Here is a 14,638-nt window from a genome sequence, read left to right as displayed (position 1 = left end):
GGGGTGGTTTCGGGTGTGGCGGGCCGGACCGCAGTCGGTACGACTGCAGCCTGGTGTGCGCGGGTGGGGTCAGGTGGTGGTGGCCCGGTTGCGGGCGAGGAACTGGGTGAGGCTGCCGAACTGCACCTGCTGGACCAGGACGGCGGCGACGATGATGCCGCCCTTGACCATGTTCTGGGCCTCGGCGGAGAGGTTGTTGATGGCGAACAGGTTGGTGATCGTGGAGAAGATGATCACCCCGAGCAGGGAGCCGATGATCGTGCCCCGCCCGCCGCTGAGCAGCGTGCCGCCGATGATCGCGGCGGCGATCGCGTCCAGCTCGTAGAGGTTGGCCATCGCCGCCTGTGCGGAGGTGGCCTGCGCGGTCAGCATGACCGCGGCGATGCCGCAGCACAGGCCGGACAGCGCGTAGAGGAGCACGGTGTGCCGGCGCACGTTGATGCCGGCGAGCCGGGCCGCCTCCGGGTTGCCGCCGACCGCCACCGTACGGCGGCCGAACGTGGTCCGGTTCAACAGCACCCAGCCGGCCGCCACCACCGCCACCAGGATGTAGACCAGCAGCGGGATGCCGAGCAAGTTCGTGCTGGCGATGCCGTTGATGAACGTGTTGCCCGACACCTGGGTCTGCTTGTCGGAGATCTCCGCCGCCAGCCCCCGGGCGGCGACGAGCATCGCCAGCGTGGCGATGAACGGCACCAGCCGCCCGTACGACACGAGCAGCCCGTTCACCACGCCGACGGCGAGCCCGACGGTCAGCGCGGTGAAGATCATGCCGCCCGCGCCGTAGCTCTGCGTGGCGACAGTGGTGCACCAGACCCCGGCCAGCGCGACGATCGCGCCGACCGACAGGTCGATGCCGCCGCCGATGATCACGAAGGTCATGCCGACGGTGACCACGCCGACCACCGAGGCGAGCTTGAGAATGGTGAGCGTGTTGCCCCACACCCAGTTCGGGTCGCCGTAGAGGTCGGGGCGGGTCAGGATGCCGATGACCACCAGCACGACGAGCGTGGCGAGCAGGCCGAGGTTGCGCTTGACGCCCTCCCCGCCGTCGCCGCGCCACCAGGAGAGCTTCGCCGGCGCGTCGACCTTGGCGGTCTCCGCCCGCTCCACCGGCGGCGACTGCGCGGGCAGGGCGGATTCGGTTACATCGCTCATGCCGGTGCGCCTTCCATGAGGGACCCCGCCATGACGAGGTCGAGCACGGTGTTCTCGTCCAGTTCGCCGGCCGGCGCCTCGCGGACCACCCGGCCCTCCCGCATCACCAGCACCCGGTCGGCCAGGCCCAGCACCTCGGGCACCTCGCTGGAGACCAGCAGCACCCCGACGCCCCGGGCGGCCAGATCGCGGATCACCTGGTACAGCTCGGCGCGGGCGCCCACGTCCACGCCCCGGGTCGGCTCGTCGAGCAGCAGCAGCCGGGTGTCACCGAGCAGCCACCGGCCGACCACCACCTTCTGCTGGTTGCCGCCGGACAGCGTGCGCACCGGCCGCCGCACGTCGCGGGGCCGCAGCTCCAGCGACTCGGCGATCCGGTCCGCCTCGGCGCGTTCCCGCCCGGCGTCGGTGAACCCGAGGCGGGCGTACCTGCCGAACGTGGCGAGCGTGACGTTGCGGTAGATCGGTTCACCCAGCAGCAGCGCCTGGCTCTTGCGCTCCTCCGGCGCCATGCCCATCCCGGCCCGTACCGCCGCGCCCACACTGCCGGGACGCAGCGTCCGGCCGTTCACCCGGACCGTCCCGGCGTGCGCCCGGCGCGCGCCGAAGATGGTCTCCAGCAGCTCCGACCGGCCCGAGCCGACCAGCCCGGCGATGCCGACGATCTCTCCCGCCCGGACCCGGAGCGAGACGTCGGCGAACTCGCCGGGCCGGGTCAGCCCGTCCACCCGCAGCAGCTCCGCGCCACCCCCGTGGTCGGCCGGGCGCTGCGGGAAGACGTACTCGATGGTCCGGCCCGTCATCCGGGCGACCAGGTCGCGGGTCGGCGTCTCGCGGGCCGGCAGGCTCGCCGCCGTGGTCCGGCCGTCCTTGAGTACGGTGACCCGGTCGCCGATCTCGCGGATCTCCTCCAGCCGGTGCGAGATGTAGATGACAGCGATGCCCTGCGCGGTGAGTTCCCGGATGATCCGGAACAGGTTCGCCACCTCGTCGTGGGCCAGCACCGCGCTCGGCTCGTCCATGATGATCAGCCGGGCCTCGTGGGAGAGCGCCCGCGCCATGCTGACGATCTGCTTGCCGGCGGCGGGCAGGTGCCGCACCAGCCGCCCCGGCGGGATCTCCGGGTGGCCGAGCCGGGCCAGGATCTGCCGGGTACGCCGGGCCATGTGCCCCCGCCGGACGAAGCCGAACCGGCGCGGCTCGTGGCCGAGGAACGCGTTCTCCGCCACCGACAGGTCGTCGACCAGGTCGAGTTCCTGGTAGATCGTGGCGATGCCGGCGCGCATGGCGGCCTGCGGGTTGGCGAACGACGCCGGCTCGCCCCGCCACACGACCTCGCCGGAGTCCGGCCGGTGCACCCCGGCCAGCACCTTGATCAGCGTGGACTTGCCGGCGCCGTTCTGCCCCAGCAGGCAGTGCACCTCGCCGGCGCGCACCTCCAGTTGCACGCCGTCGAGCGCGCGTACCCCCGGGAACGTCTTGACGACGTCGGTGAGGCGCAGGACCACCTCGCCCGCGACGGCGTCCGCGGGCGCCTCGACCAGTGGTTTCCCGGTGTCGCTCATGCTGCTTCTCCGAACGCGAGGTCGCTGGCGAGCACGGCCGCGCCGGCGACGCCGGCGCGCGGGCCCAGTTCGGACAGGACGACCGGCAGGTTGCCGGTGGCCAGCGGCAGCGAACGGCGGTAGACCACGCTGCGGATCTCGGCGAGCAGGATGTGGCCGAGCTGGGCCAGTCCGCCGCCGATCACGATCATCGACGGGTTGGTGAAGCTGACCAGCCCGGCCAGCACGCTGCCGACCCGCCGGCCGCCGTCCCGGATGAGCTGGATGCAGGAGACGTCCCCCTCGATCGCCCCCTGCGCCACGTCCAGCGCGGTCACCACACCCCGGGCGGCGAACCGCTCGGCCAGCGCCGGGGAGACCTCGGTGCGGGCCGCGACAGTCGCCTCGCGGGCCAGCGCGGCGCCGCTGAACACCGCCTCCAGACAGCCGACGTTGCCGCAGGAACACATCGGACCGTTCGGGTCGACCTGGATGTGGCCGATGTCCCCGGCACAGCCGTCGGTGCCCCGGTAGACCTCGCCGTGCAGGTAGATGCCACAGCCGATGCCGGTGCCGATCTTGATGAACAGGAAGTCGTCGACCGAGTGGGCCACGCCGCCGTGCCGCTCCCCGATCGCCATGATGTTGACGTCGTTGTCCACCACCGCCGGGCAGCCGTGCTCCCGGGTCAGCAGCTCGCGGACCGGGAACCGGTCCCACCCCGGCATGATCGGCGGGGAGACCGGGACGCCGTCACGGAAGCTCACCGGCCCCGGCACGCCGATGCCGACCGCGTCGAGCCGCTCGTACGCGCCGTCCACCTTGGCCTTGTGCAGCAGCTCGTTGACGCGCTGGAGCGTCACCTTCGGGCCGGAGCGGATGTCGGCGGTCTCGGTGTAGGCGGCCACCGGCTCCAGCCGGCCGTTGACCACCTCCACGTCGATCGAGCTGGCGCCCAGGTCGACGGCGGCGAACCGCAGGTGCGGGCTCAGCTCGACCAGGGTGGAGCGCCGCCCGCCCCGGGAGGCGGCCAGCCCGGCCTCGGCCACGTACCCGAGGGAGACGAGCCGTTCCAGCTCGGCGAGCAGGCGCGGGCGGGGCATCTGGAGGCGGTCGCCGAGTTCGGCGCGGGACACCGCGCCCTCGTCCCGGAGCAGCCGCAGGAGCCGTACGTGCAGGGGGTCGACCGTCCGCACCGGCAGTCACCTCCGCATCGGAAGTCCGTCACATCGACCATGGCGATGTGTGTTGTGTCCGACACAGTAGGAGCCTTCCGGGTCGCATGTCCATAGCTTCGGCACGCCTGATGCAAACTTTTGTCCATACGAACAAAAGAGGTGCCGGGCCAGAAAAACGCGCCGCCCCGCCCGGGCGCGTCCGGGCGGGGCGGCGAGGTGCGGTCAGCGGTCAGTGGTGGGAGGAGGCGTTGCCCTTCTTGCGCAGCTTGCGGTCGTCGCGCAACTCCACGTAGGGCTCCTCGTCGGCCGGGTGCCCGGCCGCGATGGCCCGGCTGCGCTCCAGCTCGGCGTCGAACTCCGCGCCGAGCAGGATGGCCACGTTGCTCAGCCAGAGCCAGACCAGGAAGATGATCACGCCGGCCACCGCGCCGTACGTCTTGTTGTACGAGCCGAAGTTGCTGACGTAGAGCGCGAAGAGGCCGGACACCACGAGCCAGAGCACCACCGCGAGCACGCCGCCGGGGCTGACCCAGCGGAAGCCGCCGTGCCGGGCGTTCGGCGAAGCCCAGTAGAGGATCGCGAACATCAGGCTCACCAGCACCAGCAACACCGGCCACTTGGCGATGTTCCACACCGTGACGGCGGTCGAGCCGAGCCCGATCGCGTTTCCGGCCTGCTCGGCCAGGCCGCCGGTGAACACCACGATCACAGCGCTGATCAGCAGCATCACGCCGATCACCGCGGTCACGCCGAGGCGTACCGGCAGCGTCTTCCAGATCGGCCGCCCCTCCGGCACGTCGTAGATGCTGTTCGAGGCGCGCATGAACGCGGCGATGTAGCCGGAGGCGGACCAGAAGGCCGCGACCAGACCGATGACGGCCGCGATGCTGGCCAGCCCGCCGGACTGGCCGGCCTGGTCGATCGCGCTCTCGATGATCTTGCGGATGTTCTCCTCCGGCACCGCCTGGCCGACGGTGTCCCGGACCCCCTCCGTGGCCCGGTCACCGAGCAGGCCGAGCAGCGAGATCAGCACCAGCACGCCGGGGAAGATGGAGAGCACGCCGTAGTAGGTGAGCGCGGCGGCCCAGTCGGTCAGGCTGTCGTCCTGGAACTCCCGGACGGTCCGCTTGAGCGTCGCCATCCAGCCCGTCGCGGTCAGGTCGGTCGGGCTGTCCGGACCGTCGTCCGGGCCCACCGGCTCCGTGCGGTCGCGCCCGTCACGGGCGGGAGCCTCGTCGGCGGCCATGGCACCTCCTCGTCGTCGCGTCGTCAGACGACATGCCCTGACGACGGCGGCCATAACCACCACCCGCGAAAACGGCAGACCCGCCCGACGCCCCTGCCCCCGAGGCGGCCACTCACGCCCATCGCGGCCGTCCGCGTTTCCCGCCGCCTCGCTCTGCATCCATCGGCGCACACGGTTACGCAGCGTGGCTGCCGCGCGGGTGGCTGCAGAGCAAAGCCCGCCGGCGCCGCACCCCGTCACGACAGCGCGACGCACTCGACCGGAGATCTCGGCGCCCGCCGCCCGGAGCGGACAACAACTCGCCCAAGATCTCGACAACCGTCACGACGGGTGGAACGTCATGGGTGCCAAACGGGGGCGGAGACACCCACGGCGCTCCACCCGTCCGATCCGCCGGCGGCGCGTGCGCGGTGGAATCGGCGGCGGCACCCGGCACAGCCACTGTGCCGCAGTGGCGGCGTCGTCATGACGAAGGAGCCCGCGACCTCGGCGGAATGAATTCGATCATGGGCTTCCGGGCACCGGAGCACGTACTGCCGACGCCGGTCGGCGCCGGCACCGCCGAGGGCCGACAGGGCCTGCGACAGCAGTCGGTCGCGCTGCACTATCCGTAACCGCCACCGGCTCCCGTGACTCGCCATTCATCGTTGGAAAGGCGCCCGGTCGACCACCGGAAGGCATTGCCGAAGTCCTTGATCGCGCAATTACGAAAGAGATTCAAGAAGCGTCCGCCGGAGCGCGTCACCCCAATTACCGTCACTCATTGCAATCACGTTAAGCAATGTTCCCAACGCGCGCGCAATTCGCGTATCGTGCCCCCTCGTGCCGCCCGTTCGCCCCTCCGACGCGACTCCCCCGAAACCCCGGCCGCCGTCCGGCGGACGACCGGGGTCCGATGTGGACGCCGAGGTGGTGCCGCTCCCGCCGGACCAGGGCGTCGTCGCCGGTCCGGAGTGGTCCGACGACGGGCCGGGCGAGACGCACCACCACAGCCGGGCCGTGCCGCACCACGCCGAGGACCACACTCCGGCCGAGACGCAGGACGCCCCGGATCAGGCCCAGCAGGACGCCCGGGAACTGGCCGCCCGGTTCGAGGAGGAGAAGCCGGGACGGGTCCTCGCCGGCGGAGTCGGCTTCCTGTTCACCGGCGTCACCGTCGCGGTCGGGCTGCTGACGCTCTGGCAGGTGTTCTTCCCGCTGGCCCAGGGCAGCAAGTACTACCTCATCTTCTTCCTCGCCGGCGTCCTGCCGATGGTGTTCCTCGCGTACCCCTCGGGGGTGCGGCTGCGACGCACCGAGGCCGACGCGGTCGACGTGGACGACCGGCGCGGACCCACGCCCGTGGACTGGCTGCTGGCGCTCGCGGCGCTCGTGGTCTGCCTCTACCCGGTGCTGCCGGTCGCCGTCGGTGCGGGCGGCGGCGGGTACGACGCCTTCCTGGACCGGCAGGGCCTGCTGGATCCGCTGGACGTGGCGTTCGGCACCGGGCTGCTGCTCCTGCTGTTGGAGGCGTGCCGGCGTACCACCGGGTGGATCCTGCCGGCGGTCTGCGTGCTGTTCCTCGGGTACGGCTACTACGGCGGGCTGCTGCCGCAGTCCTGGCCGGTGGCGCACGCGGGGCTCGACTTCGCGCAGCTGGTCGACGCGTTCTACAACTCCGACAGCGGCTTCTACGGCACGCCGCTGGACGTCGCCGCCTCCTACATCGTGCTGTTCACCATCTACGGCGCGGTGCTCGACCTGTCCGGCGCGGGCCGGTTCTTCGTGGAGCTGTCCGCCGCCGCGTTCCGCCGCTCCCGTACCGCCGCCGGGCGCACCGCCGTCGCCTCGGGTTTCCTGCTCGGCACGGTCTCCGGCTCCGGCGCCGCCACCACCGTCAGCATCGGCGCGGTGACCTGGCCGATCCTGCGCCGCGCCGGCTACCCGGCCGAGCGCGCGGGCGGCATGCTGGCCGCCGCCGGTGTCGGGGCGATCCTGTCCCCGCCCACGCTCGGCGCGGCGGCGTTCATCATCGCCGAGTACCTGGGCGTGTCCTACCTGCAGGTGCTCGGCTGGGCCACGGTGCCCACGATCCTCTACTACCTGGGCATCCTGTTCTCGGTCGAGATCGACGCGCGACGTTCCGGGGTCCGTCCGGTGGTCATCGACAGCGGCTCGGCCTGGCGGCTGCTGGCCCGTTTCGGCTACCACTTCCTCTCGCTCCTCGTGATCATCGTGGTCCTGGCGCTCGGCGCGTCGGCGATGCGGGCGGTGGTCATCGCCACCGTGATCGCGGCGGCGCTGTCCTTCCTGGACCGGCGGCACCGCCTCACGCCGGCCCGGCTCGTGGCGGCGCTGCGCGACGGCGTACGCGGGGTGCTCGCGGTGAGCGCCGTGTGCGCCGCGGCCGGCATCATCACCGCCACCACCACGAAGACCGGGCTCGGGCCGCAGGCCGCCTCGCTGCTGATCAGCGGCGCGCAGGCGGTCAGCTCGGAGCCCGCCGTGGTGCTGGCGCTGACCGCGGTGCTCGCCGCCGTCGCGCTCAGCCTGCTGGGCCTCGCCGTGCCGGTCACCGCGTCCTTCGTCATCGGCTGGGTGATCATCGGCCCGGCGCTGCTGAACCTGGGTGTCGAGGCGCCCGCCGCGGCCATGTTCGTCTTCTACTTCGCGGTGCTGTCCGAGGTCTCGCCGCCGACCGCGCTCGCCGCGGTCGCCGCCGCCGCGGTCACCGGCGGCCGCCTGGTGCCGACCATGTGGCAGACCCTGCGGTACGCGCTGCCGGCGTACCTGATCCCGCTGGCCTTCGTGATCACGCCGACCGGCCTCGGACTGCTCGGCATCGGCGGGCCCGGGCGGATCGTGACGGCCGGCCTGGTCTCCGCGCTCGGCGTGGCGGTGCTGGCGGTCGCGGCCGGCGGCTGGCTGCCGGGCGTGGGCCCGGCCGGCGCGCCGGAGCGGATCCTCGGCGCGATCGCCGGGCTGGTCCTGCTCTGGCTGGAACCGCTGCCCATGGCGATCGGCGCGGCGCTCGCCGCGCTCACGGTCGCGGGCGTGTACGTCCGACGTGGCGCCGCCGGGCACCCCGGCCGCCCGGCGGTCGAAGAATCCGTGGATCTTGGGGAGGAGAGAGAGTGGGACGGATCGACGCGAGGATAGTGGCGGGTGTCGGGGCGTTTGTCCTGGTCGCCGCCGGTGCCGCCGGCTGCGGGGGCCGTCAGGACGGCGCGGCGAAGGACGACGCCGCCCGCGAGGTCAGCTGCAAGGTCACCAAGGACACCCGGGTCGGTATCGCCACCGGCAACGCCACCGGCGTCTACTACGTGGTCGGCAACGCGCTCGCCGGTGAGCTGAGCAAGACCACCGACGGCAAGCTCACCGGGACGGCCGCCGAGACCGGCGCCTCGGTGCAGAACGTCGAACAGCTCGTCGCCGGCCAGTACGACGTGGCGTTCTCCCTGTTCGACACCGCTGTCAACGCGGTGCAGGGCAAGGGGAGCTTCACCGCGCCGCAGCCGGTCAAGGCGCTGGCCCGGATCTACGACAACTACACCCAGGTGGTCGTACGGGCCGACGCGGGCATCACGTCGGTGGCCGACATGAAGGGCAAGAAGATCTCCACCGGCTCACCGAAGTCCGGCACCGAGGTCATCGCCAACCGGCTGCTCACCGCCGCCGGGCTGGACCCGGCGAAGGACGTCCAGGCGCAGCGGCTGGACCTCACCAAGACCGTCGACGGCATGAAGGACGGCAGCATCGACGGCTTCTTCTGGTCCGGCGGCGTGCCGACCGGCGGCGTCACCGACCTGTTCACCACGTCCGGCGACAAGGTGAAGTTCGTCGACATCACTCCGCTGCTGCCGAAGATGGCCGAGCTGAACCCGGCGTACCAGGCGGGCACCATCGGCAAGGACATCTACCGGACCCCGGCCGACGTGCCCACCATCGTGGTGCCGAACGTGCTGCTGGTGCGGGACAACCTCGACGCCGACGTGGCCTGCGCGATCACCCGGACGGTGTTCGAGTCCAAGGACGCCCTGGCCCAGGCGAATCCGGCGGCGAAGGGCATCGAGCTGGGCAACGCCCGCAAGACCGACCCGGTGCCGCTGCACCGCGGCGCGGAGCGGGCACTGAGCGACCTCGGCGCGAGCTGACCTGAACGGGCCGGGTCCGGACGCGCGTCCGGGCCCGGCCCGCCCGACCCGACCGGAGACCACCGTGCCGCTGCCCCACCCGGCTCGCGTACGCCGGCACCACCGCTCCGCGGACCGCACCGGACGCCTGCGCTCGGTCCGCGTCCAACTGCTGGCCCCGATCCTGGTCGCCACGGCCGGGCTGGTCGTGCTGGGGGCGGCGCAGACCGACGCCGCGCTGGACGCGTCCGCCGACGCCGACCGGGCGCGCGTGCTGGCCGGCACCGCCACCGCGACCGTACGTCTGGTGCACGAGCTGGAACGCGAACTGGGCGAGACGGCCGCGTTGCGCCAGCGCGGCGGTACGTCCGGCCGCCCGCTCGTGGACGCGCAGCGCCGCCGGGTCGACACGGCCGTGGAGCGCTACCGCTCGGCGCAGGGTGACGCGCGCCGGGCCGCCCCGGACCTGGCGGGGGTGCTGGACGACGCGCGCGGGCGCTTGGAGCAACTCGCGCCGACCCGGGACCTGGCGCTGGCCGGTGAGCGCGGCGACCCGGCGTACGTGTCGCTCGTGGAGTCGCTGCTCGCGGTCGCGGACGCGCTGCCCAGTCAACTCCGGGACGCCGACCTGGCCAACCAGGCCCGTGAGGTGGCCTCGGTGGCCGCCCAGGAGCACCTGTCCGCGCTGGAGCGCGACCTGCTGCGGGCGGTGTTCGTCAGAGGCGGACTGGAACGCGGCGAGCTGGCCCGGCTGGGCCGGCTGCGGGGCGCCCGGGAGCAGCGGCAGGCCGAGTTCCTGCGGATCGCCTCCGCCCCGGCGAACGCTGCCTGGTACCGGCTGGTCGACGGCGCCGACGTGACCACGGCCCGGCGGATGCGCGACGCGATGCTCGACACCGACGGCGCGCCGGACGCGCTGAAGACCGACGGCGACGCCTGGTACGTGGCGCAGAGCGGCGCGATCCGCCGGTACAACCTGCTCGGCCGGGACCTGTCCGACGGGCTGGACCGGGACGCGGCCGACCTGGCCGCCGCGGCCCGGCTGCGCGCGGTGCTGACCGCCGGGGCGACGAGCACCGTCGCGCTCGGCTCGCTCGTCACCGCCGTGCTGCTGGCGGTACGGACCAGCCGCCGGTTGCGCCGGCTGCGGGTGGCCGCGCTGACCATGGCGAACCGGGAGCTGCCGGAGCGGATCACCGCGATCGCGGCGGGCGAACGGGCGCCCGCGGAGGGTCCGGCGACCCGGATGACGGACGGGATCCGGCGCGGTCGGGACGAGGTGGCGCAGGTCGCCGAGGCGTTCGACACGGTGAACCGGGCCGCGCTGCGGCTCGCCGGGCAGCAGGCGGAGTTGCGGCTGGACGTGACCCGGATGGCGGAGGCGCTGGCCCGGCGCATCCGGACGCTGATCACCCGGCAGTTGCGGCTGCTCGACGACTTCGAACGCGAGGAGACCGATCCGGACGCGCTGGCCCGGCTCTTCGCGCTGGACCACCTGGCCGCCCGGCTGCGGCGCAACGGGGAGAACCTGCTGGTCCTCGCCGGTGGCGAGCCGGGCCGGGGGCACGAGGGCGCGTTGCTGCTGGACGACGTGGCACGGGCGGCGGCCTCCGAGATCGAGGACTATCCGCGGGTGGAGATCGACGTGCCGACCGCGGCGGTGCACGGCGCTGCGGCCGGCAACCTGGTGCATCTGCTGGCCGAGTTGCTGGAGAACGCCACCGTCTACTCGCCGCCGGAGGCCCGGGTGCTGGTGGACGGCCGGCGCACCGTCGACGGGCTGGTGCTGCGCGTGCACGACCAGGGCATCGGCATCAGCGAGAGCCGGCTGGCCGAGATCAACGAACGGCTCGCCGCGCCGGCCACCCTGTCCAGCGCCGCCGCCGGCAGCATGGGCCTGCACGTGGTGGCCCACCTGGCCGCCCGGCACGGGATCCGGGTGCAGTTGCACAACCCCGGCACCGGCACGGTGGCGCAGGTGGACGTACCGGAGTCGGTGCTGACCCGGGTCGAGTCGGTGGCGTCCCGGCCGCCGGCCGAGCGGCGCCCGCACGGGCGCGGCGCGCCGTGGTTCAAGAACGCGCCCGTCCTGCGGCCGCAGGGCGGTTCCCGCGACCTGGTCACCAGCGCCCCGACGGCCGGCGGGCCGGCGCGCGGCGTGGCCACGGTCCGGGCGCCGGGTGGCGCGCTGCTGGCGCCGAGCGCGGCGCGGATCCGGCCGGTGAGCGTGCCACCGGCGCCGGTGTCGACCACCGCCGCCGGGCTGCCCCGGCGGCCGGTGGGCGGGCATCTGCCGGGACCGATGCCCGCCGTCACCGCGCCGCCGCCCGCGACCGACCTGCTCGACCCCGAAGTGGTACGCGCCCGGCTGTCCGCCCTCGCCGAGGGGGTGGCCAGCGCGACGCGCCGTGCCCCGAACACCACACCACCCAACGGGAGAAGACCATGAATCCACCCGCTTCCACCGGGCTCGACTGGCTGCTGGCGAACTTCGCCGAGCAGGTGCCGGACGTCTCGCACGCGCTCGCGGTCTCCGAGGACGGACTGCGGCTGGCGTCCTCGCCGGATCTCTCCCCGGACCAGGTCGACCAGCTCTCAGCGGTGATCAGCGGCTTGGCGAGCCTTACCGTGGGCGCGGCCCGGCTGATGTCCGCCGGCCGGGTACGCCAGCAGATCGTCGACATGGACGGCGGTGTGATGCTGGTGATGGCGGTCGGGGAACGGGCGCTGCTCGGCGTGCTGGCCGCGCCCGGCTGCGACCTGGGCCAGATCGGTTACGAGACGGCGACGCTGGTGCAGCGGGTGGCGGAGGCGCTGGAACCGGCGGTCCGCCGGTGAGCGGCCGCCCGGCGCGGCTGGTGGCGGCGCTGCTGGCGACGGTGCTGGTGGCCGGTTGCGGCGCCGAGGACACCACTGGGCAGGCGTGGCACGGCGGGCGGATCTTCCTGGCCACCGGCAACACCACAGGCGTCTACTACCAGCTCGGCGGCGGGTACGCCGATCTGATCACCCGGCACGTGCCCGGGTACGAGGCGCGCGCGGAGCCGACCGGCGCGTCGGTGGAGAACATCACCCGGGTGGCCGGCGGCGACATGGAGATCGCGTTCAGCCTGGCCGACACGGCGGCGGACGCGGTCGACGGCCGCGGGGCGTTCGACAAGCAACCGCAGCCGGTACGTGCGCTGGCCCGCGTCTACAGCAACTACACGCACGTGATCGTCCGCAGCGACGGCAAGATCAACAGCTTCGCCGACCTGCGCGGCAAGCGCGTCTCGACCGGTTCGCCGAAGTCCGGGACCGACATCATCGCCGGGCGTCTGCTCACCGCCGGCGGCATCGACCCGAACGCCGGCATCCAGCGGCTCAACCTGTCGTTGCCGGAGACGGTCAAGCGGATGCGGGCGAACACGCTGGACGCCATGTTCTTCTCCGGCGGCCTGCCCACGCCCGGCGTGAAGGACCTGCTCTCCTCCGCGCCCGGGAAGTTCCGGCTGCTGCCGCTGAACGACCTGATCGAGCCGTTGAGCGCCCGGTTCGGCGGCGTCTACACCACCGCCACGCTGCCGAAGGAGGTCTACGGCACGGCCGAGCCGACGCCCACCATCACGGTGGCGAACGTGATCCTGGTGGCGGCGGACATGCCGGAGCAACTCGCGTACGACCTGACCCGGGTGCTCTTCACCTGGCAGGGCGATCTGATCCAGGTGCACCCGGAGGCGGCGAACTTCAACCGGGCCAGCGCGGCCGCGACCGGCCCGATCCCGCTGCACCCGGGCGCGGCCCGGTTCTACCGCGACGGCGGCTGAGCGCGGCGCGGCCCCGCTACGGCGTCCAGTCGCTCCGCAGCAGACCGTAGAGCGCCATGTCGGCGAAGCCGTCGCCGTCGTACTCGCGGTCGCGCTGGGTGCCCTCGTGGACGAAGCCGCACCGCTCGGCGGTACGCCGCATCGCCGTGTTGCCGGCCAGCGTCTCGATCTCCAGGCGCCGCAGGTTGCGGTTGCGGAAGCCGTACCGGCAGAGCAGCCGGATCACCTCGGTGCCGTAGCCCTGGCCGCGCGCCTCGGGCAGCAGCGTGATGCCGAGGTGGGCGTACCCGTTGAAGGTGTTGATCCCCCACAGCACGCCGGTGCCGAGGAACGTGCCGTCGGCGACGGTCTCGGCCAGCAGTGACACCGGAGCGCCGGCTTCCGGCTGCTCGGCGGCGCGCTTCTCCAGCCGGGCCCGGACCTGCCCGACGTGGTGCGGCAGGAACGGCTCGTCGTCGGTGATCAGGTGCAGCTCCGGGTCGCTGTGCAGGCGGAACAGGTCCGGCGCGTCGTCGGGGGTGGGCGGGCGCAGCCGTACGCGCTCGGTGGCGAACATGCCGCGACGCTAGCGGCGGCAGGGCAGGTCGACAACCGGATTTGGCCACCCTACCGACCGGTCGGTAGGGTGGCGGGCATGACGCCGCTCGTCCTCGCCTCCGCCCTGACCAAGACCTACGGGACACGCGACGCCCTGCGCGCGCTCGACCTCGCCGTCGCGCCGGGCAGCCGGTTCGTCGTGCTCGGCCACAACGGCGCCGGCAAGTCCACGCTGCTGGAGATCATCGCCACCCTGCGCACCCCGACCTCGGGCTCGGTGCGCGTCGGCGGCTTCGACACCGTGACCCAGGCGCGGGACGCACGGCGGCTGATCGGCCTGGCGCCGCAGTCCAACGCGCTGGACCCCCTCGCCACCCCGGCGGAGGTGCTCGACTTCCACGGCGTGGCGCTCGGGCTCGGCCGCCGGCAGCGGGCCCGCCGCACGCGGGAACTCGTCGACCTGTTCGGGCTGGGCGAGCACCGCTCGTCCCGGGTGGCCAAGCTCTCCGGCGGCACCCGCCGCAAGCTGGACCTGGCGGTGGCGCTCGTCGCCGAGCCCGCAGTGGTGATCCTGGACGAGCCGACCACCGGCCTGGACCCGCTCGCACGCATCGACTTCTGGACCGAGCTGACCCGCCTCAACCACAGCGGCACCTCGCTGCTCATCTCGACCCAGGACCTGCACGAGGCCGACGTGCTGGCCACGGAGATCGCCGTGCTACGGGACGGCCGGGTGGTCGCCCAGGGCCCACCGGCGTCGCTCAAGGGGCGCGTCGGCGCCCGAACGCTCACGCTCGACCTGTCCGACGCCGCCGCCGCGACCGCGCTCGTCGCCGCGTCCGAAGCCGGGTTCCGCGCCGACCCCGACCACCCGGACCGGGTACGCCTCAGCGTCCCCGACGACCCCCGCGCGCTGACCGCTGCCCTGCACGAAGCCGGCGCGATCGCCGCCGACATCACCCGGCTCCATCTCACCGAGCCCTCCCTCGACGACGTCTTCGTCGCCCTCGCCGCTCGCTGAGGCGCGCCCCCACCGCACCCCGAAAGGCCCGACACC

The 14,638-nt window shown here is 73.2% G+C and carries 11 protein-coding genes; 6 read left to right on the top strand and 5 right to left on the bottom strand.

All coding sequences use genetic code 11. The features are described from left to right. Positions 1–69: 69 nt before the first annotated feature. The 4 genes from O7542_RS02480 to O7542_RS02465 all read right to left on the bottom strand — a co-directional run bounded on the left by O7542_RS02480 (position 70) and on the right by O7542_RS02465 (position 5,126). Positions 70–1,158, bottom strand: coding sequence for an ABC transporter permease (locus tag O7542_RS02480; RefSeq protein WP_281605621.1), 1,089 nt, complete (start codon positions 1,156–1,158; stop codon positions 70–72). After that, positions 1,155–2,723 (bottom strand): sugar ABC transporter ATP-binding protein, encoded by a 1,569-nt coding sequence (locus O7542_RS02475; RefSeq protein WP_069088866.1) that lies wholly within the window; start codon positions 2,721–2,723, stop codon positions 1,155–1,157. Before O7542_RS02475 ends, O7542_RS02480 begins: the two co-directional genes overlap by 4 nt. Next, complete coding sequence (locus O7542_RS02470; RefSeq protein WP_043329082.1) at positions 2,720–3,898, bottom strand: ROK family protein; 1,179 nt, start codon at positions 3,896–3,898, stop codon at positions 2,720–2,722. Before O7542_RS02470 ends, O7542_RS02475 begins: the two co-directional genes overlap by 4 nt. Before the next feature lie 211 nt (positions 3,899–4,109). Further along, complete coding sequence (locus O7542_RS02465) at positions 4,110–5,126, bottom strand: YihY/virulence factor BrkB family protein (RefSeq protein ID WP_043329080.1); 1,017 nt, start codon at positions 5,124–5,126, stop codon at positions 4,110–4,112. Between the two features lie 897 nt (positions 5,127–6,023). Between O7542_RS02465 and O7542_RS02460 the strand changes: the two genes are divergently transcribed. The 5 genes from O7542_RS02460 to O7542_RS02440 all read left to right on the top strand — a co-directional run bounded on the left by O7542_RS02460 (position 6,024) and on the right by O7542_RS02440 (position 13,044). Further along, positions 6,024–8,264, top strand: coding sequence for a TRAP transporter fused permease subunit (locus tag O7542_RS02460; RefSeq protein ID WP_281605620.1), 2,241 nt, complete (start codon positions 6,024–6,026; stop codon positions 8,262–8,264). Beyond that, a complete protein-coding gene (locus O7542_RS02455; RefSeq protein WP_104115035.1) occupies positions 8,240–9,259 on the top strand; it encodes a TAXI family TRAP transporter solute-binding subunit in 1,020 nt (339 codons plus the stop codon). Before O7542_RS02460 ends, O7542_RS02455 begins: the two co-directional genes overlap by 25 nt. 64 nt (positions 9,260–9,323) lie before the next feature. Further along, positions 9,324–11,687 (top strand): nitrate- and nitrite sensing domain-containing protein, encoded by a 2,364-nt coding sequence (locus tag O7542_RS02450; protein ID WP_209962885.1) that lies wholly within the window; start codon positions 9,324–9,326, stop codon positions 11,685–11,687. Next, complete coding sequence (locus O7542_RS02445) at positions 11,684–12,076, top strand: roadblock/LC7 domain-containing protein (protein WP_030503989.1); 393 nt, start codon at positions 11,684–11,686, stop codon at positions 12,074–12,076. Before O7542_RS02450 ends, O7542_RS02445 begins: the two co-directional genes overlap by 4 nt. After that, positions 12,073–13,044, top strand: coding sequence for a TAXI family TRAP transporter solute-binding subunit (locus O7542_RS02440; RefSeq protein WP_064448158.1), 972 nt, complete (start codon positions 12,073–12,075; stop codon positions 13,042–13,044). The genes O7542_RS02445 and O7542_RS02440 overlap by 4 nt, the downstream gene beginning before the upstream one ends. 16 nt (positions 13,045–13,060) lie before the next feature. On the opposite strand, the gene O7542_RS02435 is transcribed toward O7542_RS02440, so the two are convergent. Continuing rightward, a complete protein-coding gene (locus tag O7542_RS02435) occupies positions 13,061–13,600 on the bottom strand; it encodes a GNAT family protein (protein WP_281605619.1) in 540 nt (179 codons plus the stop codon). Positions 13,601–13,678: 78 nt separating this feature from the next. On the opposite strand from O7542_RS02435, the gene O7542_RS02430 reads away from it, so the two are divergent. Next, on the top strand, positions 13,679–14,602 hold the full coding sequence (locus O7542_RS02430) for an ABC transporter ATP-binding protein (protein WP_064448156.1): 924 nt from the start codon (positions 13,679–13,681) through the stop codon (positions 14,600–14,602). Positions 14,603–14,638: the final 36 nt, after the last annotated feature.

Origin of the sequence: Micromonospora sp. WMMC264, assembly GCF_027497275.1 — a bacterium.
GTDB lineage: Bacteria > Actinomycetota > Actinomycetes > Mycobacteriales > Micromonosporaceae > Micromonospora > Micromonospora chalcea.
This window is presented reverse-complemented; position numbering and strand designations above follow the sequence as displayed.

Coding starts and splice junctions, on each gene's coding strand:
- O7542_RS02480 (WP_281605621.1), bottom strand. CDS start 1,158: ATGAGCGATGTAACCGAATCCGCCCTGCCCGCGCAGTCGCCGCCGGTG.
- O7542_RS02430 (WP_064448156.1), top strand. CDS start 13,679: ATGACGCCGCTCGTCCTCGCCTCCGCCCTGACCAAGACCTACGGGACA.
- O7542_RS02445 (WP_030503989.1), top strand. CDS start 11,684: ATGAATCCACCCGCTTCCACCGGGCTCGACTGGCTGCTGGCGAACTTC.
- O7542_RS02435 (WP_281605619.1), bottom strand. CDS start 13,600: ATGTTCGCCACCGAGCGCGTACGGCTGCGCCCGCCCACCCCCGACGAC.
- O7542_RS02475 (WP_069088866.1), bottom strand. CDS start 2,723: ATGAGCGACACCGGGAAACCACTGGTCGAGGCGCCCGCGGACGCCGTC.
- O7542_RS02465 (WP_043329080.1), bottom strand. CDS start 5,126: ATGGCCGCCGACGAGGCTCCCGCCCGTGACGGGCGCGACCGCACGGAG.